At 62.6% G+C, this 25,762-nt stretch carries 15 protein-coding genes; 6 read left to right on the plus strand and 9 right to left on the minus strand.

Annotated elements, in window-relative coordinates:
* Positions 1-21: 21 nt before the first annotated feature.
* The 6 genes from ACFRFQ_RS20175 to ACFRFQ_RS20200 all read right to left on the minus strand — a co-directional run bounded on the left by ACFRFQ_RS20175 (position 22) and on the right by ACFRFQ_RS20200 (position 16,574).
* Positions 22-864 (minus strand): siderophore-interacting protein, encoded by an 843-nt coding sequence (locus ACFRFQ_RS20175; protein ID WP_378661315.1) that lies wholly within the window; start codon positions 862-864, stop codon positions 22-24.
* The gene (gene entS / locus ACFRFQ_RS20180) at positions 861-2,144 is read right to left on the minus strand and encodes an enterobactin transporter EntS (RefSeq protein ID WP_378661317.1); all 1,284 of its coding nucleotides are present in this window, start codon (positions 2,142-2,144) and stop codon (positions 861-863) included. Before entS ends, ACFRFQ_RS20175 begins: the two co-directional genes overlap by 4 nt.
* Complete coding sequence (locus ACFRFQ_RS20185) at positions 2,141-3,154, minus strand: Fe2+-enterobactin ABC transporter substrate-binding protein (RefSeq protein ID WP_378661320.1); 1,014 nt, start codon at positions 3,152-3,154, stop codon at positions 2,141-2,143. The genes entS and ACFRFQ_RS20185 overlap by 4 nt, the downstream gene beginning before the upstream one ends.
* The gene (locus ACFRFQ_RS20190) at positions 3,154-15,612 is read right to left on the minus strand and encodes an amino acid adenylation domain-containing protein (protein WP_378661322.1); all 12,459 of its coding nucleotides are present in this window, start codon (positions 15,610-15,612) and stop codon (positions 3,154-3,156) included. The genes ACFRFQ_RS20185 and ACFRFQ_RS20190 overlap by 1 nt, the downstream gene beginning before the upstream one ends.
* Positions 15,613-15,868: 256 nt before the next feature.
* A complete protein-coding gene (locus ACFRFQ_RS20195) occupies positions 15,869-16,321 on the minus strand; it encodes a flavodoxin family protein (RefSeq protein ID WP_378661325.1) in 453 nt (150 codons plus the stop codon).
* A gap of 22 nt (positions 16,322-16,343) precedes the next feature.
* Positions 16,344-16,574, minus strand: a complete 231-nt coding sequence (locus ACFRFQ_RS20200; protein WP_378661328.1) for a phosphopantetheine-binding protein — start codon at positions 16,572-16,574, stop codon at positions 16,344-16,346.
* A gap of 151 nt (positions 16,575-16,725) precedes the next feature.
* Here ACFRFQ_RS20200 and ACFRFQ_RS20205 point away from each other — a divergent pair, with 151 nt between their 5' ends.
* From ACFRFQ_RS20205 to ACFRFQ_RS20220, 4 genes are all read left to right on the plus strand, one after another.
* Entirely contained in the window at positions 16,726-17,886 is a 1,161-nt protein-coding gene (locus ACFRFQ_RS20205) for an isochorismate synthase MenF (RefSeq protein WP_378661331.1), read from the plus strand.
* A 113-nt stretch (positions 17,887-17,999) separates the two neighbouring features.
* A complete protein-coding gene (locus tag ACFRFQ_RS20210; protein ID WP_378661334.1) occupies positions 18,000-18,956 on the plus strand; it encodes a hypothetical protein in 957 nt (318 codons plus the stop codon).
* Positions 18,957-19,005: 49 nt separating this feature from the next.
* Positions 19,006-20,121 (plus strand): NAD(P)/FAD-dependent oxidoreductase, encoded by a 1,116-nt coding sequence (locus ACFRFQ_RS20215; RefSeq protein ID WP_378661337.1) that lies wholly within the window; start codon positions 19,006-19,008, stop codon positions 20,119-20,121.
* Between the two features lie 51 nt (positions 20,122-20,172).
* Complete coding sequence (locus tag ACFRFQ_RS20220) at positions 20,173-20,835, plus strand: DUF3105 domain-containing protein (protein WP_378661340.1); 663 nt, start codon at positions 20,173-20,175, stop codon at positions 20,833-20,835.
* Positions 20,836-20,841: 6 nt separating this feature from the next.
* On the opposite strand, the gene ACFRFQ_RS20225 is transcribed toward ACFRFQ_RS20220, so the two are convergent.
* Both ACFRFQ_RS20225 and dapB read right to left on the minus strand, forming a co-directional pair.
* The gene (locus tag ACFRFQ_RS20225) at positions 20,842-21,309 is read right to left on the minus strand and encodes a hypothetical protein (protein WP_138873146.1); all 468 of its coding nucleotides are present in this window, start codon (positions 21,307-21,309) and stop codon (positions 20,842-20,844) included.
* 28 nt (positions 21,310-21,337) lie between these two features.
* Positions 21,338-22,102 carry a 4-hydroxy-tetrahydrodipicolinate reductase gene (gene dapB, locus ACFRFQ_RS20230; protein ID WP_378661343.1) on the minus strand — a complete coding sequence of 255 codons (765 nt, stop codon included), beginning with the start codon at positions 22,100-22,102 and terminating at the stop codon, positions 21,338-21,340.
* 103 nt (positions 22,103-22,205) lie between these two features.
* Between dapB and ACFRFQ_RS20235 the strand changes: the two genes are divergently transcribed.
* Positions 22,206-24,239 (plus strand): ATP-binding cassette domain-containing protein, encoded by a 2,034-nt coding sequence (locus ACFRFQ_RS20235; RefSeq protein ID WP_378661346.1) that lies wholly within the window; start codon positions 22,206-22,208, stop codon positions 24,237-24,239.
* Entirely contained in the window at positions 24,236-24,964 is a 729-nt protein-coding gene (locus ACFRFQ_RS20240; protein WP_378661349.1) for an energy-coupling factor transporter transmembrane component T family protein, read from the plus strand. The genes ACFRFQ_RS20235 and ACFRFQ_RS20240 overlap by 4 nt, the downstream gene beginning before the upstream one ends.
* A 12-nt stretch (positions 24,965-24,976) precedes the next feature.
* Here the strand turns inward: ACFRFQ_RS20240 and ACFRFQ_RS20245 are convergent, their stop codons facing one another.
* A complete protein-coding gene (locus tag ACFRFQ_RS20245; protein WP_378661351.1) occupies positions 24,977-25,585 on the minus strand; it encodes a TetR/AcrR family transcriptional regulator in 609 nt (202 codons plus the stop codon).
* Positions 25,586-25,762: the final 177 nt, after the last annotated feature.

The raw sequence follows: 25,762 nt of genomic DNA on the forward strand, positions 1-25,762 counted from the left end.
CGCAGGGACGCCTTTCTCGGTTCAGTCTTCGTCGTCCTCGTCGAAATCAGCGACGCCGCGCTTCCAGTAACCCGTGATCAGGTAGTCGCCCTTGTCCAACTTCAGGTCGTCGCGAACAAACCTGCGAAGCGGCTTGAGGCTGGTGGCTTCCCCGGAGATCCAGGCGTAGACGCGTTCGCCCTCGGGCACGGTGACGCTTCGCACTGCTTGCTCGAGCAGATCGGAATGTCCCGCTGGGACGTCACCGCGATGCAACCACCGGACCTCGACACCTTCGGGAACAGTCAACTCGATTTCCTGTGAGGCGTCGGTAATTTCGATGAAAGCCCACCCCGATGCAGCTTCCGGCAGCATTTCGAGCCACCGGGCAATCGCCGGCAGCGCCGTGATATCGCCCGCGAGGAGGTACCGGTCGTACGTCCACGGCACGATGACGCCACCGGGCGGTCCCGCCACATGAATCCGGGTTCCCGGCGCCACGGCCTGTGCCCAATCGGAGGCGAAGCCGCCCTCGTGAAGGGCGAAGTCGATGTCCAGCTCCGCCAATTCGGCGTCGTAGCGGCGTACGGTGTATTCACGCGAGATGGGAAGCGGCCTCGGCCATTTCAGCATGTCCCCATCGCGCTCGGGTAGACGGAGAGTTCCGTCCTCGTTCGGGTAGACGAGCCGCACATGTTCATCCGGCGCATGCGACTCGAACCCGTCGAGTTCGGGTCCACCCAACGTCAACCGCAACAACCCCGATCCGACCATGGTGCTACGAACAACCTCGAGCTCACGAATGCCGATGGGGTACGGCACTTTTGCGCCGCTGGTTCCCGCCAGCACATCAGCGATGGTCGCGAGGTGGTCTCCTCGATTCATGAACTACCTTCCTTTTCCCGCACCACAGTTTCGGGGCGATCGAGCGCGATTACCTCCGAAGTTACCCGTCGCACCGAGCCCAAGGTTGCAAGGAGTATCAGTCCCAACGCCAGGCCTGCGAGACCAAGAGCCAGCAACGCAGTTCCCGGCTCGAGCCACTGCCCGAGGAATCCCGCTGCCATGGATCCGATCGCCGTACCCGTAACTGCCTGCACCATCCACAGACTCGACACGCGTCCACGCAATTCGTCCGGCGTGTTCTGTTGCAGAACGGCGAACCGCAAGATGTCGTTGAGGGCTCGGCCGAGCCCGAATCCGGCGAGGCCGAGGAAGGCGAGGAATGCCGCCCCTGAAGCCCCGAGAATCACCAAGCCGAGTGGCATGAACGCGACCGATATCAGCATGGCCGCGCCATTGCGGTGAACGCGCCCGGTCCACCCGCTGGTCAGCGAACCGATCACTGCGCCTACCGCCGGTGCCGCGTACAGCAGACCCAGCATCGTGGGGCCGCCGCCGAGTACGTCGTCGACAAAGGCCGGAAGCAACACCATCGGACCACTGACGAACATGACCAGCAATCCGCTGATCAGGATTCCGCGGATCACAGTGTGCGTTCCCGCGAATTTCACTCCCGTGACAAGAGCGCGCACCGGGCTTTCGTGGTTGGTTCCGGGTGCCGGCGCCGGTCCGATCGCCTGAAAGAGAGTGACCGTGCCCGCCGTTGCCGCTGCAGCGACGAAGTACGTCACAGGGATCCCGCCGGAAGCGATGATCACGCCCGCAATCGCCGGCGAGATCATCGTCCCGACATCGGTGGTCAACGCCACCAGTGCGCCGGCAGCCGCCATCTTCTCGCGAGGCAGCAGCGCCGGCATCAAGGCCATCAATGCCGAGCTACTGACGCCACCGGCCAAGCCGTCGATCGCCGCTGCGACATAGATGACCCACATCGACGGATCCGGAAGCAGGGCGTTGCACCCGAGGATCACAAAACCGAGACCCGCAGCGCTGCGGGCAAGTTGGATAGTGCGTCGCCGATCGTATCGATCGGCGAGCACCCCACCGAACAGACTGCCGACGAACATGGCGATGGCCATCGCCGTGGATACTCCGGCAACCTGCAAGGTCGACTTGGTGAGCTGGTACGTCTGCGCGGGAACGGCTACGACAAGTAATCCGATCCCGAGAAGCGAGATCATTCGTGCGGAGAACGCGTACCGGAAGGGACGGCTGGTCCGCAATGGTGATACATCGATCACCAGCCCACCGAGTCGGGTCATCCGAAGGTCTGACCGATCAGGTCGAGCGTTGCCATTGCGCCGTCGTAGTCAGGACGGTAGCTGGTGGCGGGGAGCTCGAACGTCTTTCCGGCCTGGAAGGACGGCAGCTGCGAGTACAGTGGATCGGTGGCAAGTTCGGCCATCGGGCGACCGGACACCGGAATGACAAACGCGACAGGAGCATCGGCAACCTGCGACAGCAGTTCCGGACTGACCTCGAACGAGTCACCCGAACCGAAGAGCTGCGGGTTTCCGGCCTTCGTCATGACGTCGTCGGCCTTGAATCCGAGTTCGGCGAGCATGGCGGGCAGAGCTGCCGTCGGCGGAACGAGGTACGGCTTGTTGTTCGCGAGCGAGAGGATGTAGACGACGTTGCCCTCGGGGACCTTGATCTTGCCCTTGACCTCTTTGACCTTCGCGTTGTAGGCATCCATCAGGGCAGGGACCTGGTCGGAGCGGCCGGCTGCGTCGGCGACGATCTCGAGCTGCTTGTCCCACGCGGCAACGGTCCTTGGGACCAAGACGGTCGGTGCGATTGCGGTGAGCTGGTCGTAGAGTTCCTCAGCCTGCACCGAGGTGACACCCTGTCCACCACCGATGATGAGGTCGGGCTGCGCTGCCGCGACAGCTTCGACACTGAGCTGCTCACCGGCAGGCAATTCCTTGGTGCCCTGAGCCTTTGCGGCGTCCGACCAGGCCGGCGGGAAGCCGCCGTCGAGGTTCGTGACACCCAAAACGCGTGTGTCGGTTGCAACTACGGGTGCGTCGAGCGCGTAGAGGTAACCGGCGAGGCCACCGCTGAGCACTACGATGCGTTCGGCCGACGCCGGTACGGTGACGGAACCCTTTTCGGTTTCGATGACGCGCGTCGTAGGTTCATCTGCCTTGGCAGGCTCGTCCGAGGACGCGCTGCTGCATCCGATCATCGCGACGAGGGCGACGATCAACAGGCCCGCAATCGCGACGAATCGTCGCCAACTCCGAATCGCGAAGGGCGGTGTGGACTTCATCATTCAACTCCCATTGTGTTTCCAACTGTGTGGTTTGTGGGCTGCGACAGATGACTGTCGAGCAGTGGCGCAATTGCCGCCCATCCGGCTGGGGTCACCAATCCGGCGTGGTCGAACGGTAGGTGGTGGACTGAAAGTTCCTGGTCGCCCCGGATTCTGCGCCAGCGATCGGCCAGCACTTCCCCGGACACACCCGCGTCGGCGGTGATCAGAGTAACTGACCCAGCGTAATTCGGGTCCACCGAACCCGACGCCAGTGAACGAGTGGCATCAAACCCGGCGTGCACCAACTCCACCAGGGCGGGCGCTTGCGCGAGGAGCTCCGGCGGCAAGGCTGCGGCCAAATCGGGTTCAGCGCCGCGGTCTTCGAGGTGTTCACGTGACGACGTTCCGAGCGGGTGCGTATCGATCAGCCCGGTGAACGCTACCGTGTATCCCGCTGTCACCAGTTGAGCCGCCATCGAGTGAACGACGTTGCCACCGAACGAGTATCCGAGAAGGTGATAGGGACCGTCCGGCTGCACACTGCGAATCGTCTCGACGTACATCGAGGCCAGCTGATCCACGTTAGTAGCCTCGAGGGTTTCGCCCGCGAGCGTCGGCAACTGCAGGCCCAGCACCGGACGATCAGCCTCGAGCACACCGGCCAGCGGAGCGAAGGGCCACGCGAATCCACCGGCCGGGTGAACACAGAACAACGGTTCGGCGGCGCCTTCGGCCCGTAGCGACACCAGGTGATCACGGTGCAAGTCCATGTCAAGTGGACCGTCTGCGATATGGACGGCAAGTTCGGCAACGCTCGGACGTGCCATCAGCGTTCCCACACCGACTCCGATTCCGAGTTCGTGTTCCACTTCCCCCACCAATCGCATGGCGCGCAACGAGTCTCCACCCAGGTCGAAGAAGCTCTCTTCCGGATCGACGCCGTCGACACCGAGAACACGCGCAAAGACCTGGCACAGTTGCCTTTCGGTCTCAGTACGCGGCTCGCGTGCCGCAGCCCTCGTCGGCGGCGCAGGCAACGCCGCCCGGTCCAGCTTTCCGTTCGGTGTCAGTGGAATCGAATCGACCGTGACGATATCCGACGGAACCAGATGCGCTGGTACACGTTCCCGCAGTGCGGATCGGAGATCTACCGGCACACAACCTGTTTCAGGTATCACATAGCCGACCAGCCGTGGAGCCGCGCCGTTGTCACGCCGAACGGTTGCCGCGGCGCGAAGCACTCCTGGGCACGCTGCCAGTGCAGATTCCACTTCTCCCAACTCGATCCGGATTCCTCGGATCTTCACCTGATGGTCTGCGCGTCCGAGGTATTCGAGTTCTCCGTCGCGTCGTCGGCGCACTACGTCGCCGGTCCGGTACATGCGCCCGCCGATACTGAACGGGTCCGCGACAAATACCGACGACGTCAGTGCAGTCCGATCGAGGTAGCCCAGTGCCGTTCCGTCACCGGACATGTACAACTCCCCCGCGGCGCCAATCGGGACTTCGCGCAGGCCTGAATCAAGCACCCGCGCCGACGCATTGAGAATCGGCCGGCCCAAGCACGGGGTGGCGCTTGCCCGAACCGGCGAGCCCATCGCATTGATCGTGAACTCGGTGGGCCCGTACAAGTCGTAGCCGTCGACGCCGTCCTGATCTCGCAGCCGCGACCACAGTTCCGCGGGAACTGCTTCGCCGCCGAGCATGACCAGCGCCGGGGTGTGATCACCGTCGAGAAGTCCGGCCGCCATCAATTCCCGTGCGTACGAGGGTGTCACGTTCACGACGTCGATGCCGACGGACTGGTAGTGCTTGACCAACGACACCGGATCCAGCCGCGCCTGCTCGTCGATCACATGGACCTCGTGGCCGGCGAGGAGCCAGAACAGCTCTTCCCACGACATGTCGAACGAGAACGACACCGTGTGCGCGATGCGCAAGCGTCGCCCCGCAGCACTGTTCTCGGTCGGCGTGAAAATTTCGGCCTTGTGGTTGTGGTACATCGTGGTCAGTCCGCGGTGGCCCACCACAACGCCCTTGGGCTTTCCGGTGCTGCCGGACGTGTAGATCACGTATGCAGGCTGATCCCCCGATATCGGACCGCCTACAGCTGCATCGGCAACAGTGGGTGCGCCTACGCGGCCGTCAAGGATGTCAGCGACATCCGGCAGGTCGATGACAATGCTGGTCCGACCATCGACAGCAATGAGATCGCGTTGGTCGGCCGTGGTGATCACCACGGCAGCATTGCTGTCTTCGATCAACTCCTGCAGTCGGGCAGCGGGATGCGCCAGATCCAGCGGAAGGTAAGCAGCTCCGGTTCGCATGACGGCAAAGATCGCCACGACGTGATCCGCTGTACGCGGAAGTGCAAGCGCAACCACGCTGGACGGGCCCGCACCGGACGACGCCAGTATTCGCGCCAACCGATCAACTCGCGTGTTCATCTGCGCGGCGCTCAATGTGACGTCGCCGAATACGAGAGCTGTGTCGTCGGGTGTCGCCGTCGCTCGTTCTCGCAGCAACGCGTCGACGCTGCCGCCGGGCTCGCCGGGAAGGGGCATCGTGACGCGCTGCGACATGAACTCGGTGGGCGTCTGTGCACGCGGAACAGCCGAGTCGGCCACCGTCGCCGCCTCGGAACGTGCCATCAATTCCAGGATGGATTCGGTTCGAGCCAGAACGTCGTGCGCCACGTCGTCCGGAACCAGATCCGGTCGATTCTCGAGAACAAGAGCCATCGACGCGTCGCCCACACCGGGATCAACGTCCAGCGTGAGTGCGTAGTGGGTGCCGTCTACCGCGTCGAATCCGACGATTCCGCTGCGCCCGAATGTGTCCTGGCGTGCCTGCTCGTCGCGGGGGGTATTGCGGAATACGTAGAGCGTGTCGAACAGTGCGGCAAATCCGGCAGCGCGCTGAACGTCGCCGAGCCCGACGTGGTGGTGTTCGAGCAGTGATCCCTGCTCGCGGAACAATCGCCCGAGCAGGTCGGAAATCCGCTCCCCCGGCCGGACATTCAGGCGCACCGGAATGGTGTTGAGCGCCAAACCCACCATCCGGTCGGCGCCGTCCACCTCGGGTGTGCGCCCTGACACAGTCGAGCCGAAGACCACGTCGTCGCGACCGGTCACCGTGCGCAGCGCCAGGCCCCACGCCGTGGAGACAACCGTGGACAGAGTCACACCTGTCTTGCGGGCAAGGTCCCGCACGTCACGACTGATGCTCTGGTCCAACACAACTCGGGTGAACACCGGAAGCGGCGCACTACCGCCTGAGCCGGTACCGCCGACGAGAGTCGGCTGTTCGAGGTCGGCCAGATACCGCTGCCACGATGCAAGCGCCTCCGGGCGATCTGCCTCGGTGATCCAGCGCAGGTGATCACGGAAATCTGCCGGAGTTTCCAACGCCGAATCCAGCTGGACCGGATCTGTGCCGTTCGAACGAGCATATTCGTACAGCGCAAACAGTTCCGCGTACATCAGCGTCTGCGACCAGCCGTCGGTCAGCAGGTGGTGCTGGGTGAAGGCAAGGTGCGCGCCGCCGCCAGGCAACCGCGCGAGCACCATTCGGATCAACGGTGGAGCGCTCAGATCGAAAACGGTGGCGAACTCTGCTTCGTCGAGTGCCTTTACTGCACTGTCGATCTGGCCGACTGCGGTGTCGCTCAGATCAACTTCCCGGAACGGCAGGCGGGCTGCCTGCGGAACAAACTGAACCGGTGCGTCGAAACCCGCGTGAGTGAAGCCGGCCCGTAGGTTCGGGTAACGACGCAGAAGTGCATCTCCCGCCGCACGCAGAGCAGACACGTCCAGATTGGCTTCCGCCGAGAACTCGAACCGCGGCTGCATGTGATACACGTCAGTTCCGCCGGCGCCGTCGAGTACCGATTGGAAGTACATGCCTTCCTGCAACGGACCGAGAGGCAACACATCCCGCCAACCGGGACTGAGGATGTCGAGGCGGGTCCGCCGATCGGAGTCGACTGTCACCAACGGTTGGCGCAACCGTTCCGGTGCCGTTTCGGGAAGCGCCTTGCGGTCGACCTTCCCGTTGAGCGTCAGCGGAAGCTCGTCCAACACCGTAAGCGTTTGCGGCACCATGTGTTCGGGAAGCAGCAACGCAACTTCCTTACGAACGAGGGCCGAATCGAGGCCGGTACCTACTTCAGCCACGACATATCCGTGCAGAGTCCCGATGCCGGCTGCGTCCAAGCGGACGGTGGCCGCCGCACGGGATACACCACTCACCGCGCAGAGCGCGCCCTCGACCTCACCGAGTTCGATCCGGAATCCGCGGACCTTCACCTGATCGTCTGCGCGCCGCAAGAAGTGCAACACACCGTTCCTGCGTCGCACCAGATCACCCGTGCGGTACAGGCGGGCACCCGGCACACTCGGATCCGCCACAAATCTGGTTACCGTCAGATCCGGCCGGTTCAGGTATCCACGAACAACCTGCGCACCGCCGAGATACAGTTCGCCGGCAACACCTTCCGGAACGTTCCGGAGATCGTCGTCGAGCACCCGGACGTGGACGTCGGGCCACGGTCGCCCGATTGTGACTCGATCATCGCGTTCGAGTACCGCCGACGTCGCCCACACCGTCGCTTCCGTGGGTCCGTACACGTTGCGCACCGAGGGGCAGAATGTCACGAGATCGTCTGCCAGGTCCTGTGGAAGTGGTTCTCCTCCCACCAACGCTCGAACCTGGCGAAGCCGGTACGCGTGCTCGTGCTCCGTGACAACTCGCCACAGTGACGGAGTTGCCTGCATGACGGTGGCGCCGCTTCGCGTCATCAAGTCCAGCAGGGCATCCGGATCGCGGACCGTCCCGCGATCGGCAAGAACAACGGTGGCACCGGCAGCCAGCGGACACAACAGTTCCAGCACGGCGATGTCGAACGACACCGTGGTCACCGCAACAATGCGATCACCCGGCCTGATCCAATGATCGCCGATCACGGTCTCGGCGAATGCCGCAAGGTTGGCGGTGCTGACCATGACGCCTTTGGGTCGCCCTGTCGAACCCGAGGTGTGAATGACGTAGGCAAGGTGCTCGCCGGCCGATCGTGGTTCTGCGAGCGCAACATCCGAACTCGTCAGTGCATTGTCCACGAGCACTACCGCGGGCGCAGTCGACGGAAGTTGCCCTGCGACGTCCGAACTCGTCAGAACACAGACAGGCGCCGCGTCCTCGATCATGAACTCGAGTCGCTCGACCGGATAATCGACATCGAGTGGCAAGTACACCGCACCGATCCGCAGCACAGCCAGCAGTCCAGCTACCAGGTCTGCGGATCGGTCCAGGGCAACGGCGACAACCTGCTCCGGCCCAGCGCCGGCCGCAACAAGTTCGCGCGCCAATTCGTCCACCCGACGGGACAGTTGGAGGTAGGTAAGCGTCGAATCGCCGGAGACCAGCGCAACCACGTCGGGCGCCGCGGTGACGTTCCGCTGAAACAGAACCGAGATTCCCGCAGGAGCCTCTAGCCGCCGGGGCGGGTCGTTATGCGGATGATCCCCTGTCGGTATCAATTCGGCGACAGCAACATCCGCGCATCGAGCACCGCGTTCGAGGACCGACACCACGGTGTCGAGTAGCGCATCAGCGGTGGATCCGTCGAACACCTCGGCATTGACGGTCAGGTGTACCTCGGAGCCTGAGCGGCTGAACTCGAGGTCGACGACCGCCTCGTCGTTGTACCCCACCCGAGCGGTACACAGGCTCGCCCGCGAGCGATCCAGAAGGTTCGCAAGCCGATCGACACTCACATCACTATGGGCGCGGGCGCCGGACATGGCATCCTCGACGCGGTCCACGACCTGGGCAAAGGACGGCCGGCCACTCAGGTCGACCCGAATGATCGACTCCCGTTCGGCGTCTGCCAACCCCACAGCGATGTCGCGTCCCGCGCCGAAGGTACTCAGTGTGGTGGCTACAGCGGCGAGCAGCACCGAATCGCTGTCGACGCTCACGCCCAGGTGCCGAATATACGTGTGGGCGCGGTATGCCGCAGATGGCGTTCGATCGTACGGAAGATCCATTTCGAGTGGCAGGTCACCGAGCTCCTGAACCCAATACCGTTCGTCGTCAGGATTTCCCGGGGCTGCGCTGCGGCGCCCTACCTCGCTCTGATCCTCGACGACGTCCACAGCGGGTGTCCCGGCCGAGCCCTGCTCGAGCCCAACGAACTTCGCGTTGTCAATCCGCGCGACTGCGGCCAGACCCAACGGGGTCGGCGTGTCGAACACATCCGACACCGACACGCGCAAGCCCAACTTGCGCAGGCTTCCCACCAAACGCATGGCGGTCAGTGAATGGCCGCCGAGCGCAAAGAAGTTGTCGACCGGGCGCACCACGGGAAGATCCAACACTGTTGAAGCGCAACGGCACAGCACATCCACGACGACAGGGTCGACGCCGCGGGGAGCTAACGCGTCCGACCCGATCGGCGCCGGGGAGGCTCTGTGCACCGGCGCGCGCTTCACGACATCCAGGAGGTCCCTCGCAGGCAACGACGGCGAATGAACAATGCTCGCCAGAATCTCACCCAATCGCGTCACTACCCGCGCAGCGACGTCTACGGGAATGGCAGCAGGGTCGTGATAGAGCACAAGTTCGAGACCCAGGCTCGGCGGTGCCATCAGCGTCATCGGGTAGTGCGTGACACCACGGTTCGTGAAGCTGCTGACTCGCAACTCGTGCGAACTGGGCTGACCGGCTCCGGAATTCGGGAAATTCTCGAATACGAGAAGGGTGTCGAACAGTTGCCCGATCCCCGCGATTCGCTCGATCTCCGCGAGGCTCGCGTGCTCGACGTCCTGGATATCGAATTGTGCATTCTGCAGACCGGCAAACTGATCGAGAAGAGGCTCGTCGGCAACGATGTCGAGTCGCGCTGGGATCGTGTTGCTGAACAATCCGACCATTGCTTCCACACCGGAAAGATCGGCAGGGCGACCGGAGACTGTGGCTCCGAAAACAACGTCCCACTGCCCCGTCAGCTCGGCAAGGACTGCAGCCCAAGCCCCTTGGACCAGTGTGTTGACAGTCAAACCGCGGACTCGTCCGAGTTCGATCAACGCTGCGGCGTTCGTTTCCGACAGCGGAACCTGGACCTGCACCGGCACTCCTCGTTCCGGTCGCCCATCCGCAACGAGCGTCGAAGAGGTGAGCCCACGCAGACGCTCGCTCCACGCCGCCCGCTGCGCATCCTCGTCACGGCCGGCGATCCACGCCAAATAGTCCCGGTACGGAGTCGGCGTCGGCAGACCAGCGTCACCGTCGTGATAGACGTTCATCAACTCGCGCAGGACGATAGGAGTTGACCAGCCGTCGGTGAGCAGGTGATGCGCATTGAGGATCAACCGATGGACGTCACCGGGTAGCCGAATCAGAAGGGCGCGCAACAGCGGTGGCATTCCGACGTCGAAGATATGCCCGGCAGCCTCGTCTTCCAACCGCTGCGCCGACCGCAGCGCCGCCGTCTTGGGCACCGCCGTCAGATCAACCGATCTCCAGGAGACCTTGGCCGAACGCGGAATTGCCTGTACCGGCCGATCGAACTGTTCGTAGTGGAACGCGGCGCGCAGGTTCGGGTGCCGGTCGATGACCCTCTCGAACGCGTCGGCCAGTCGTCCGTCATCGAGTGGGCCGGTGAGATCAAATCTAGCGGTGAGGGTGTAGACGTCGGCAACGCCGTCACGAACGGCGTGGAACAGCAAGCCTTCCTGCAACGGGGACAACGGGAGAAGATCGGCAAGCGGGCCGTGAATCGACTCCAGTTCGTCGATGCCGTCCTGATCGACCCAATCAGCCGAGCAGTCGGAGGGAGTCAATCCGCCGGCACAGAGCGCCGCATGCGCGGTGAGTGCAGCGAGAGCCTGATCCCAATGCCACTGCAATTCGTCGACGGCCGCGGCGCCCAGCACCTGACCCGCGGCGGTCCACTCGACAGCAAGGTGAGGTTCACCGTCCTCACGGATAAACGCGTTGAGCGCCAGTACTTCCGACATCGCCTTGGACGGCGGTTCGATCACGGAGAACGCGTCCTGCTCGGGTAACCTCCACCCACTTCCCGGCAACGACGGGAAGCGCCCCAGATAGTTGAGCAACAGTTCAGGCCCAACGGCGTCGGAGAATTCCGGCGCTGCAACAGGATCCAGGTAGCGCAGCACTCCGTAGCCGACACCGCCCCCCGGAACAGCGCGCTTCGACTCCTTGACGCTACGCAGCAATGCCCCGGCCGCCGCACCGCCGCTCAGAGCGTCGGCAAGTGCGTCGCGACTCGAGATCGCGCCGGTGGGAACCGATACGGGGAACTCGCTGGTGAACCAGCCGACCGTTCCGGCGAAGTCGGTCTCGTCGGTCAGCGGATCACGTCCGTGTCCTTCGACCGTCACTGCCTGCGCATCACCCAGTTCCTGCCCACGACGGTTCTGCCACGACCGGACCGCCAACATCAACGCTGCCAACAAGACTTCGTCCACCCGCGCCCGGTATGCCGCAGGAAGCGTGGCCAGAACCGCTTCGGTCACTGCAGACGACGCCACGGTAGTGGTGCGAGCCGCCGTGCTGACAGTGTCTGTCGCGGGATCGAGCCGACGAGCGCCGATCGGTGCAGTGCCCGCGCTGCCGGCTGTCGTAATGCCGGCAGCCGATTTCCAGTAGTCCAGTTCGGATCGCAGTGTGCCCGCGGCCCCGAACTCCGCGAGCAGGCCCGCGTGTCGACGCCACGAACTTCCTGAGACGCCGAGTTCGGCGGATCGGCGTTCGCGCGCTGCATCGGTTGCCTCGTGCAGGTCGGGAAGCAGAATCCGCCAGGAAACGCCGTCGACGATCAAGTGGTGCGCGATGACGATCAACTGATCAGGTTGATCGGTGGGGGTTCGCAGCAACACGACGCGCAGGAGGTGGCCCGCGCGCGGATCGAGTTGCGCCGCAGATTCTTCGGCGGTCCGCCGGATCAGTTCAGCGTCACCACTTCCGGCTATTTCACTGACGAGTCCCTGCGCGACCACTGCTCCGGAATCGCGAACGATCAACTCGGTAGTGCCGCCGTCGGACCCCCGCCGCAACAGCAGTCGCAATGCATCGTGTCGATCGAGGATCGTCTGGACCCCTGATCGGATGTCGTCGAATGCAACCACTTCGTCGATACGCACGCCTGTCCACTGTGCGTAGCCGGCAATGGACTCGTCTGTGCGGTTCTTGCCGGTGAGTGCGCGCACAATCGGTGGCGCGATGACCATGCCCGTCGCAACATCGACTACCGCAGCGGCACGGTTGTCGCCCTCGTCCACCTCGCGGGCCGCCGCTGCGATGGTCCCCAAATCGCGCTGCGCCAGAAGTTCTTTCGGAGCAATGATCACTCCGCGGGCACGCAGTCGACTACTGACACTGATCGCAGTGATGCTGTCGCCACCGAGACCGAAGAAATCCTCGTCGACACCAACTCGTTCTCGTCCCAGAACTTCTGCGACAACAGCGCAGAGAATCTGCTCACGCGGCGTGGATGCTGCGCGGCCTTCCGATTCCAGCACTGGAGCAGGTAGCGCCGCACGATCGAGTTTCCCGTTGACAGTGACGGGGAGTTCGGACAACACCACGACGACTGAAGGCACCAGATGATCCGGCACCCGGGTCGCAAGATCACGGCGCAATTCATCCTGCGGCGGCAGAGTGGCACCGGCCACTGCCACGACGTAGCCGACCAGACTCGGCCGACCACCGTCCGTGCGGATAACGGCGGCAGCACCGCCGACACCGGGCACGCTACCCAGAATCGCTTCGACCTCGCTGAGTTCGATGCGATGACCACGAATTTTGACCTGCTTGTCGCCGCGGCCGATGAACTCGTATCCACGACCAGGTACCCAACGTGCAAGGTCTCCGGCCCGGTACATGCGGTCACCGGGAGCACCGTAGGGGTCTGCGACAAATCTCTCCGACGTCGCGGCTTCCCGCCCGAGGTATCCCCTGGCCAACTGAGGGCCGGCCAGATAGAGCTCGCCGCGCTCTCCGTCCGCCACCGGCTTCAACGCACTGTCGAGGAGATACGCGCGGGTTCCTGCGAGCGGGTAACCAATTCGGGGTTCGGTGCCTTGAACGGCAGTACCAATCGCGTCGACGGTCGCTTCCGTGGGCCCGTACAGGTTCTGAGCCGGCACGTCTGCGGCGATGATGGCGTCCCAGAGCGCCGGCGGCGCTGCTTCACCGCCGACAACCAACAAGGCGAGCGGGTGCGCGCCGGTCAGCAATCCACTATCGACCAGTGCCGTAGCCATCGACGGGGTGGTGTCGACGACGTCGATCCGATCACGCGCGAACGCGGAAACCAGTGCGTCTGCGTCCTTCTGAAGCTCTTCGTCGTACACATGCACTCGATGACCACACAGGAGCCACAGCAGTTGGTCGAGAGATGCATCGAAGGCAAACGACGCCGTATGAGCGGTGTGCAGTTGGCGCTCGCCCACGCGATTCGCGGCGTCACGGTAGATCGTTGCACTGTGGTGATGCAGCAAATGCGCGAGGCCGCCGCTGCGCACCAGAACACCTTTCGGTGTGCCGGTCGATCCGGACGTGTAAATGACGTAAGCAAGGTGGTCCGCGTGGCGCGGGGCAGCCAGTTCACTCGCGGCGAGAGGAAGATCGGAGTAATCCGCGAGTTCATCTCGCAGTGCTTCGGAGTCCACGACCAGTGAACCCGGCCGGGAATCCCCCGAAAGCTGATCCGCCAGAGCATCTGTGGTGAGCAGAACCTTCGGCTGCGCATCATCGATCAGAGATCGCAGACGCTCCGCCGGATGCTCGGGATCAAGTGCGACGTAGGCGCCACCGGCTTCGAGCGTGGCAAGAAGCGCGACAACCATGTCCGCCGTACGCGGCAGTGCGATCCCGACGATGTCGTCGGGTCCGACCCCGCGGGCCCGCAACGCGCGAGCCAGACAGTACACCCGCGCGCCCAACTCGCCGCCGGTCAAACGATCGTCGCCACACACGAGGACAGTCGCCTCGAACTGTTGGGCGACAACACGATCGAACACGTCCGCGACGTGGTCGATCGGTTCGGCGGTCGGCCCGCTGTCGCGGTCGACCAGGAGTCGGTCGCTCTCGGCCGCGGAAAGTATGTCCACCTGCCCGACGGCCGGGTCGTTCTCCCCCACCATCGCGTCGATGATGCTGACAAATCCCGCTAGCCGTCGTTCCACCGATTCCCGAGTGTTGGTGCGCGCGTCCACCTCGAACCCGAGGAGCACTTCACCGTCTGCAATCGGAGTGACGGTCAAGCCGAGGTCCTCTGGCGGACCGCCCGCAACGTTACGCAACACGCCCACAGCGCCTGCGAAATCCAATGCGAAGTCGAATGCCTTGAGATTGATACCGATTCCGTGAAGCAACGCGCCACTGCCGGCAACCGCGAGATCGCGGGCCAGGTTCTCTCCGCGGTAACGCTGATGAGCACGCATACCCTTCATCGACGCCGCGACCTGCCGGCTCAGGTCACCGAGTCTGTCACCGCTGCGGACCGTCAGGCGCAATGGCAGCACATTGACGGCCATAGCAGGAGTCCGGAGTGCCGTGCGCCCGACCCTGGCCATGAGCGGCATCGCGATAACCAGATCCGATTCACCGAGCAGTCGATGCAGGAAGGCGCCGTAGCACGCAATGAGGCCTTCGGCCCACGTCGTCCCGGTCCTGGCGGCTACGGCCTTGAGCTGGGTCAGGGTGTCGGCAGACATCACGCTTCGGACCGCAACGGTGCGCTCTGCTGGCCCGGCGACCTGCTTTCCTCGACCGTCCAACGCCGGCAACGGAGTCAGAGCGTCACGCCAGTAGTCCCGGTCATCGGCAAACTGCTCACCACCGCGATATTCCTCGTCCTCGGCAATCAGCTGTTCGATCGAACCGAATCGTGTTGGCGCTATGTCGCTTCCGCGCTTGCGTGCGGTGTAGTGGTCGGCCACTCGACGCGAGATCATTGCGGCGCTGTATCCGTCGACGATCAGGTGGTGATAGAGCTGGATGCACCAGACTTCGCGATCTGTCAGTCTGATCAGCGAGTACGTGTACAGCGGGCGTTCCACCATCGCCCGGCAAAACTCCGACGCCCGAGCACGTTCGGCGTCGACAAGAGCGTGCGCAACCGCAACGGGGTCGCGCTCCGCCCGCAAGTCGACAACGGGGATGTCCCCCACGGGAGCGTCGGAAATGATCTGACGAGGCCCGTCCGGCGTCTCGATCATTCGCAGCCGCATGGTCTCGGCTTCGCCGATCGTCGCGCTGATGGCTTCGGCCAGTAGTGCGGTGTCGACAGCGTCGTCGCCGGTAATCTCGAGCACCTCACCGACGAGATAGCTCCGCGATTCCGGATCAAGTCTCTGCGCGTTCCAGATTCCGAGCTGAGCTCCTGTCAATGCAAGCAGATTTTCACTTGCCTCGATGGAGTTCGAACCTGGAAAAACGCTCACACTGATCCCTTCGCCGTGGACGTGCCACGCAAGGGTGGCCTAACCTCATTTTGGGCAGCCTAAACTAAATATGCGGGAAAGTGGAAGACTCATTCACGACAATTTTCACAACTTGCGCCAAGCTGACATATTCCGTCAATTACCGCAGGTGAAATACCGAATCTTATTGAAGTAGCAACTACTTCATTTCCGACCAAGCCGTTGTTGTATCAAAATGTGGGATCGACTCGATAACAAAAGCCACAAAGAAAACGCGTTAGCCCATCACCGTGGCAGCGACGGTTCCCCCCAGCTCGTAGCACTGCTCACGGATGGATTTGTCCACAGGCACAATCACTTCGAGTGGGTCGGCCACCGGAACCAGTCCCAGACCGGTTGCAAGAGCCCGCACCGACGACACAGCGCCGGCGGTGTCATTGTTTCCATGCACCCACAATCCATATGGACGCTCCGAAACCGCACCCAAGCACTGGTAATACGTGGTGTCGAAAAAATACTTCAGCGCTCCGGACATATAGCCGAAGTTCGCGGTAGTTCCGAAAATATAGCCGTCAGCACCGAGTACATCGGGCACCGTCGCCGCCAAGGCCGGGACCGCTTTGACCTCGACGCCCTCGATCTCCGGATCACGGGCGCCGGCCAGCACGGCATCAAGCAGTTCATGCGTCGCAGGTGAGGGCGAATGGTGAACTACCAACAAAGTCTTCACGCCCACGACAATACGACGACTCCTACTGCGGGCAGAGAACCTCAACCCAGGCGTTAATGGTCTGCTCTTCCGCCAACTCGGCAAAATCCGCATCCGCGCCGTCCGCACGCCATTGTTCGACCAGCATCATGAGCCGCACCGAGTCCAGACCCTCATCGGTCAGATCCGTGTCGTCGCCGAGTTGTTCTGCCCTCATCGACAGAACTTCGGCGACGTCACGCACGATCCTGGCCCGGTCCACAGTGCCGCTCATCGATCTCCCCACGTAGGACGAAAACTGAACTTTAGGCCAGCCTAACCACATTGGCACGTTAGTACCCAACCGGGAACTGGACACACAATTCTCGCTCAACTAAGGCTAGCCTCAACATAGCAATAGTTCCGGACAATCTGGAAGGGCGTCCATGTTTGCACTGGCCGAAGTCGCCGAATACCCGTTGCACACCAACCGAACTGACAACGGGGCGCATTCAGTTTTCCTGCTCTCCCGCAGGCAGACCTCGGTTCAGACCTCCGGCGTGGTGGAAGAATTCGACTCGGCGTTCGACGCCGTGGAGGCACTCGAGACTGGGCGGATCGACTCAGTCGTCGGCGCCATTCCATTCGCTCCGTCAACCCCGTGCGCACTCACCGCGCCACTCAGTTTCACCCGGATCAGGGGTGATTTACATCACTCTGGCACCGTCGCTCTTCCCCCTGCCACAGTTGCCGGATTCGAACCGAGCCACCTCGAGCACACCCGGCGAGTTCGCGGTGCGATCGCGCGACTGCAGGCGGGCGAATTGGACAAAGTTGTTCTCGCCCGCACGCTCGCGATCGAAACCGAATCGCCGATCTCGCCCACTGCACTGACGAGGAAATTGATCGAGCTCGATCACTCGCACAACGGGTTCTGCGTCGACTTATCTCCCGCCGGTGGGAAATACCGCGGACGAGCCTTGGTCGGTTCGACGCCGGAAGTCCTGATCGAACGTCGCGGAGACATTGTCACCTGCCACCCGCTCGCGGGTTCGATTGCACGACACCCTGATTCGAAGCGCGACGAAGAACACGCCCAGGAACTCCTGGCATCCACCAAGGATTTGTCCGAGCACAAATTTGTCGTCGATTCGATCAGCGCGGTTCTCGCACCGCTGTGCCGATCGTTCTCAGCGCCAAGCACTCCCGAATTGCTCCGCACGCCTCAACTCTGGCACCTCGGAACCAGAATCGAAGGGGTACTGGCCGACCCGAAAACAACGGCGTTGGAACTCGCACTCGCACTGCACCCCACGCCGGCAATCTGCGGCACGCCAACCGATGCCGCTCGCGATCACATCACCGAGACCGAGGACGATCGCGGTTTCTATGCAGGTGCCATCGGGTGGTGCGACCGGACCGGAGACGGAGAATGGATGGTTGCCATCCGATGCGCTGAGATCGCGGCCGACGGCCTGTCGGCGAAGGCCTATGCCGGTGGCGGAATAGTTGCGTCGTCGGATCCCGAGACGGAATTGCGTGAAACGAGTACCAAGTTCCGGACCATTCTCAGTGCATTCGACCTCACCGAAGAGATAGCCGAGTAGTGACCCACTTCTAGTCGATAGAGTCATTTTGATACCAACAGGTCGGTCGTTCAGTACCCTTTTGGGTAATACGCCCGAATTTGCCCCTTGGCCTCTCGCCTGGAGGATTACCTGTGAATCGACAACACACGTCGACCTGCCGCGCCGCGATAGTCGCCGGTGCAGTGACAGCTCTCGTCACCGGAATTCAGTTCGGAACCGCGACTGCGCAGCAAGTATCTCCCACCTTCGAAGTGTTGTGCACCCCGACTGACACCGGTCTCACCGAGCTGTCCGGATTGGCAGACACAGGCGCCGGAATGTACGCACTCGGCGACAGCGGCGCCGACGACCACGTTGCCGAACTCGATGCGACCTGTCAGGTCACTCGCTGGATCCCGGTGGGGACTCCCACCTACGACGTCGAAGATCTCGATTCCACTCCTGACGGGATCCTGTGGCTTGCCGACATCGGGGACAACAACAAGGTCCGTCCGTCCGTGGCATTGATCGGATTCGATCCGACCGCTGCCGAAGCGGCCACGCCACGTGTGCTGACATATCCGGACGGCGCCCATGACGCCGAAACCTTGCTCATCTCGAACAACGGACTCCCTGTCATCGTGACAAAGGACTATCTCGGGTCGAGCGATATCTATACTCCTGTCGGTAACCAGAGTGTGCATGACCTGAGCACCACAGTTCCGACACAACTGAGCAAGGTCGGGCACCTGCAATTCTCCCCGACTAGCACTGCGGGCGGCCCGGTCAACGGAGCGGGAACAATGGCCGTCACCGGCGGCGCGGTCAGCGCCGACGGTACCGTCGTCGCTCTGCGCACCTACACCGACGTCTACCTGTATTCAGCACCGGACGGCGACGTAGTGAAAGCCCTGTCCACCAAAGCTGTTCGAGTTCCACTCCCGAACGAGCCACAGGGCGAGGCAATCACGTTCAATAACGACGGTGACCTGATCAGCGGATCCGAGGCCTACCAGGGTCCGCTACCGCCGCTGCTCATCCTTCGCGGAGCGACCGCCCTTGCCGTGACAGGAGGCTCCGCCGGACCGCTAGGCTCGACGGGTTCGTAGACTCGAGGCGCGTCCTTGGCTCACACGGCAAATGACGAAACGGGGAAACATGGCTGCGCGCGTTGTTATCGTCGGAGCTGGTTATGCAGGGGTCATGGCAGCAAAACGACTGCTGCACAAGCCGACTGACATCACGGTGACCGTCGTGAACCCGAGGAAGCATTTCGTACAACGAATTCGCCTGCATCAGATGATCGCCGGCAATTACGACGTGACGATTCCACTGGAGGCCGCGCTGCCACCGCAGGCAACGCTCGTCATCGCAACGGTATCGAGAATCGACACTGCCACAAACCATCTCGTGCTCGAGGACGGGAGCACGCTCCCCTACGACTATCTTGTCTACGCCCCGGGAAGCCGCCACTCGGGAAGCACTGTTTCCGGTGCTGCCACGCACGGTTTCGCAGTCTCCGAATACGAGGACGCCGTGCGTCTGAAATCGAGGCTGGCGACACTACCCACCGATGCCGCGATCACCGTCATCGGCGGTGGACTTACCGGAATCGAGACTGCGGCTGAATTGGCCGAGAATCGCACGGGTCCAACCACATTGGTCACGGGAGGCGAGATCGCCCCGGAGCTTTCAAAGAAGGCCAGATCACGTATCGCCGCGGCGCTGATGGCTCTCGACATCCGCATCATCACAGGATCGCGCGTAGTACGTATCGACGAGAAGTCGTGCACACTTGACGACGGTCGCACCATCGCAACCGAGTGTGCGGTACTCGCCACGGAATTCGGCGTCCCGGAACTCGCACGCCGCAGTGGACTACCCGTCGACAACCGTGGCCGGTTGCGGGTCAACCGACACCTGGAATGCACGACGCACCCCAACATCGTGGGCGCGGGCGATGCAATGGTGATCAGTGATCTTTCTCTACGAATGAGCTGTCAGTCTGCAATTCCTCTGGGAGTTCACGCCGCAGAAACCGTCGAACTCAGACTCCAGGGGTCAACGCCGACTCCGGTAATTCCCAAGTTCGTCGGGCAGTGCATCAGTCTTGGACGCTCGCAGGCGGTGTTTCAACGCACTACCCGCTCCGATGTCGCAGCGAGGCTAGTAGTCTCCGGCCGCCTGGGTGCGTTCGTCAAGGAAGGCATCTGTCTGTCCACCACTCTCTTGGGGATCACCCGGGGCCGTGGGTTCTTCTACAGTTGGGCGTGAGCGGTTGTCACTGCGTGATTCTCGACGATCGACACCCGCTATCATCGCTGAGTGAATACACGAATTCAGGCAATCGGCGCTGCGATTGCCTGCACAGCTGTCGTCGTGACAGCAGGGTGCGCAAACCCCGTTGACGGCACGCCTCGCCCCGATTCGTTTGTTCCGAGCATCGATAACCCCGATCCGTCGGAAGCCATCGACGGAGTTGCGATTGTCGAGTACCCGACGGCACTACACGTCAGCCCCGATGAACGTGTGGCATATACGCATTCGCCGCCGTTCGGTGGTCGGCACGACGGGGTATGGGCCAAGTGCACCGGAATTGTGTATCCGCAAGCAATTCGGACTGAAAATGCGGTTCATTCACTCGAACACGGCGCGGTCTGGATCACGTACAACCCTGACCTGGTTTCCGCCGGCGACGTCGAACTTCTCGCCGAACGGGTCAGCGGAACCAGCCAGATGCTGATGTCTCCGTATCCGACGCTCGACGCACCGATCTCGTTACAGTCGTGGGGACATCAGCTCAAACTCGATCAGGCCTCCGACGTCCGAATCGATCAGTTCATCTCGGCGCTTCGACTCAATCCCGCAACGTATCCCGAAGTGGGAGCCACGTGCTCGATTCCGCCGTCGATATTCAACCCCGACAACCCGCCGCCGTTCGATCCCACCACTCCGGATCCGGCATCCCCCACCACCGTTCCGGAGTAGACGGGTCTATTTGCCGCGCTCGCGTCGTTCCAATTCCACTGCCCGGCGCATGGTTTCGCGGGCACGGCTCCGGTCGCCCGCGTAGTCGTAGGCGCGAGCAAGACGGAAGTTCTGCTTCCAGTTGTCGGGATCAGCTTCCCAATCGACCTTGATCTTTGCGAACAGTTCGTCGGCGGCAGCACGTTCGATCCGGCCCGACGGCAGTTTCGGGAGCGTCGACGCATCGACGGCCAAACCTTCGTCGTGGATCTGCTGAGCCAGGCGCTGGTGGGTGAATCCCGCCCGCAGCGTCGCAATGACCAGCCACAGCCCGAGGAACGGCAGGATGAGCACACCGATTCCCAGGCCGATGGCCGCGCCGCCCCCATCTTGGATGAGCTGGATTCCGCGTTGACCGAGCAGCACGAAGTACACGGCAAGGGCAATGCAGATCGCCGTGATCAGGATGAGCGTGCGAGTGGTCTTGTTGTTCATGTTCGTAGTGCTCACAAGTCTGTAGTGCTCACAAATCCAGGAACGAATCGATGCCAACGGTGAGTCCGGGACGGGCCGCGATCTCGCGAACACCGAGCAGCACTCCGGGGACGAACGAGGTTCGGTCGATGGAATCGTGACGGATGGTGAGCGTCTCGCCTTGCGTGCCCAGAATGACTTCCTGGTGTGCAACCATCCCGGCCATGCGCACCGAATGCACGCGAACACCGTCGACGTCGGCGCCGCGGGCGCCGTCGAGTTCGGTGGTCGTGGCGTCCGGACTCAGGCCGACACCAGCTGCGGCGCGCGCCGCTGCGATCATCGCCGCCGTTCGGTACGCGGTGCCCGACGGGGCGTCCGCCTTGTATGGGTGATGCAGTTCGATAACTTCGACGGAATCGAAGTACCGGGCCGCAGCGGCCGCGAAGCGCATCGACAGCACAGCGCCGATCGCGAAGTTGGGGGCGATCAGGACGCCGGTGGTGGGCTGGGCGTCGACCCACGACTGCACCGCGGCAAGCCGACTCTCGTCGAAGCCCGTGGTGCCGACCACGGCGTGAATGCGATTGGCTACGAGAAACTCCAGGTTTCCCATCACGACATCAGGATGTGTGAAGTCGACCACGACCTGAGTGCGGGTGTCGACAAACGTCTCGATCGGATCGCCGGTATCTACCTGCGCAACCAGTTCCAGATCAGCTGCAGCCTCGACTGCTGCGCAGATTGCCTGGCCGACCTTGCCCTTGGCTCCCAGAACCCCAACCCTGATGGGTGCTGCACTCACGTCTTCCACGCTCCGTCCGATGCATTGTTGTGAGGTAAAGCCTACGCAACCGGGCAGATGGGCTCACCATCAGTGCAACAGGAGTTTCGTCACGACTGGCACACTGGAGTTGGTGAGCAACCGCCCAGAAACTCAGCCAACCGGCAACTTGCGTCCACTCGAGGTGGCGACCGGTGCCGTGATGGCTGGATTCACGGTCGCTCTTTCCGTCATCGCGACGGTTATTCCCCTGGCAAGTGCACTCCATCTTGTTGCCGCTGTTCCGATGGGCATCGTTGCTCAACGGTTCCGGATCCGCGCTGTCGTCGCGTCCGGCGTTGCTGCCACCGCGGTCGCGTTTGTTGCCGCCGGATCGGGTTCTGCCTCTGCAGTTGCACTCTGCGCCTTGCTGGGCGGAATTATCGGCAATGTGAAACGGCGGGGACGCGGATTCCTTTCCGCACTACTGGCGTCGTGTGTCGTCGGGCCGCTCCTGTCCCTGTTCTCCATCGTTGTACTCCTCATTCTCTCGCCCCTGCGAAACCTCTTGTTGGATTCACTCGACAACACAGTTCGCGGTGTCGCGGCAATTCTCAAAAAATCTCCCTCTTTGGTTGGGGTCGCGGAAGGTATCGAAAACAGCATCGGAGCCGTCATCGACTACTGGTGGATCTGGATTGCCGCGTCCGCCACGCTGGGCATCATCATCAGTACCGTCGTCTCCTATTTTGTTCTCGGCGCCGTTCTCGATCGGTTGGCTGCACTGCCTACGGTGGATCCGCTGGCAACGACGCCCGACGACCGGGCGATCAACCCGCTGCCGCTGACACTCGAACACGTCGGCTTCACCTACCCGGGTTCGCAGTCTCCGGCATTGACGGACATCAACTTCTCGATCGACCGCGGCGAATTCGTCACCGTCGTCGGCCACAACGGTTCCGGAAAATCCACTCTGACGCGCCTTCTCGCCGGACGGGCACCGTCGAGCGGCCTCCTGGTTCGACCTGGCTCCGCGGGTCTCGGACACCATGGTGGTACAGCGGTGGTCCTGCAGCGACCCGAAAGCCAGATCCTCGGAACCCGCGTCGCCGACGACGTGGTGTGGGGCCTGCAACCCGAGCACCTTCCGGACATCGAAGCGCTCTTGATCGAGGTCGGACTGGGCGGAATGGCGATGCGTGAAACGTCGTCACTCTCGGGTGGCGAGATGCAACGTCTGGCCGTCGCCGCAGCCCTCGCGCGGCGTCCCGCGTTGCTCATCGCCGACGAAGCTACGGCGATGGTCGATCGCACCGGACGAGAAGAACTGGTGGAACTGCTCGCAGCACTCCCCCGCCGCCACAACATGGCGGTTGTCCTGGTCACCCATCATCAGGCAGACACCCGCCGCGCCGACCGCGTTATCCAGCTACAGAACGGTCGGCAGATCGAACATGAGCCGGGCTGGATGGTCGGCACCGGACAGCCTGCTTCGCCCGCCTACTGGCAGCGCAGCACCAAAGCTCTCCTCGAGATCAAGCATCTCTCGCACACATACAACAATGGCACTCCGTGGTCGCGTACGGCATTGTCCGATGTCAATCTCACCATCGGCTCCGGTGACGGCGTATTGGTATTGGGCGGCAACGGCTCTGGAAAGTCCACCTTGGCCTGGATCATGGCGGGATTGACCGTCCCCACGTCCGGCACGGCATTGTTCGACGGCAAACCCGTTGCCCGCCAGGTGGGTGCGGTGGGTCTGACCTTCCAGCACTCGCGACTGCAACTGCAACGTCGAACAGTGTCCGAAGACATCGAAGCCGCGGGCGGGCCCGAAATCGGGTCCACCCAGGTTTCCTGGGCACTCGACGCCGTCGGACTCGACCGTCGCCTCGCCAGTCGCAGCATCGATCAACTCAGCGGCGGGCAGATGCGCAGAGTGGTGCTCGCCGGTCTGCTCGTCCGTCAGCCACAGATGCTCATTCTCGACGAACCACTCGCCGGCCTCGACCCACCCGGCCGAGCAGCCATCATCAACGTCCTGACCTGGATCAGGCGCAACGGCACCGCGCTGGTCGTGATTTCACACGACGTCGACGGCATGGACAGTGTGTGCAGCAGGACAATTCATCTCAGTGACGGTGTCCTGACCGAAAACCCCGTCACACTGGAGGAGACCCGGCGATGACTACACTCCTGCGCGAAGTCCCCACCACATCACCGATCCACCGCCTGTGGGCGGGAACGAAGATCATTGCCGTGGTTCTCATCAGCCTGGTCATGGTGATTGCACCGTCGTGGCCGTCCATTGCCGTGATCACCGGACTGCTGGTCGCCACCGCCGCGATCGGTCGTATACCTCCGACGGCAATCCCGCGGCCACCGTGGTGGATCGGGCTGCTTCTTCTGGGCGGCGCCCTGGTCAATCTCCCGATCGGGCTCGACGCGGTATACCTCTATCTTCGGGCGATCACCTTCGGGATCGTATTGCTGTGCGCCTCACTGATGTTGGCATGGACCACGTCGATGAGCGACGTCGCTCCCGCGCTGGCGACTTTGGGCCGCCCGCTACGGTTCCTGCGAATCCCAGTGGACGAGTGGGCCATAACGGCAGCGCTCTGCATTCGCTCACTCCCTCTTCTGATCGAGGAAATGGTCACCCTGGCCGCTGCTCGCCGACTCCGTCCGAAGGGTGTGGTGCACAGCGCGTCAGACAACACGATCATCGATTTGATCACGACAACGATGTCGGTGGCGATCCGCAGGTCCGCCGAAATGGGTGAGGCTATCTCCGCACGCGGTGGAACCGGCTTGATCGCCGCCTATCCGAAGCGCCCGCGTCGGGCCGATCTGGTCGCCATCACCATCGTTGTTATCGCATGCGCCGGAGCGATCGCACTGACCGCTATCTGAGACTTCGGCCACCTAGGACTTTGGTTGGGCAGTAATCCCAGCGCCCATCCAGCGTCGCAGGTATTGCCGCAGTTCGTCGTCACTCCGAGGTGGGTTGCCAGGGGAGATGAAAAACGACTGCATGGTGCGCAGGACGTACTCGACGAGTTCGCGAAGCGCCGCGTCGTCGTACCCGTACCGCTGCCAATCAACGTCGAAGCGGTTGATCATCGCGATTCCGAAGGCTTGAGCCTCATCGGACGTAAGGCCGTCGGGGTGAAGATTCGAATACGTTCCCGTCAGCAAGATGCCGAGATGCGGGATTCTGCGGACCTCGGTCAACGTGTAGACAACGCCCTCGGTCATCGCCTCGACGGGATCTTCGATGCCGCTCACATGTGCAGTGAGCCGATCGAGAAATCCGGCGACCGATGCGATTGCCGCTGCGCGCATCAGGGCATCGGAGTTGGGAAAGTACCGATACACCGTTTGACGGATCACGCCCAGTGACTCCGCGATATCGGCGATGCTGATTGCCGAACCGGTTTGTCCGATCAAATCGACTGCTGCGGTGACGATTCGATGAGTTGCGTCGTCATCATCGACTGGCGGATTTCCGCCCCACCCACGTCTTCGCGCCACTGCCTGTGTTCCTCACTCGAATCGAGAATCTCAGGCTAACACTGCCCGTCGGCAGCATTTCTGCGCGCATCACGGAATTGTGACCATACACAACAACCAATTTGTGTATGGTCACAATAAAAGCGTGGCTTTCGGGGCATCCGGGTGGCCACTTACCCGACCCTTCCGGAAAGACGA

Origin of the sequence: Rhodococcus sp. NPDC056743, from assembly GCF_042790355.1 — a bacterium.
Taxonomy (GTDB): Bacteria; Actinomycetota; Actinomycetes; order Mycobacteriales; family Mycobacteriaceae; genus Rhodococcus_F.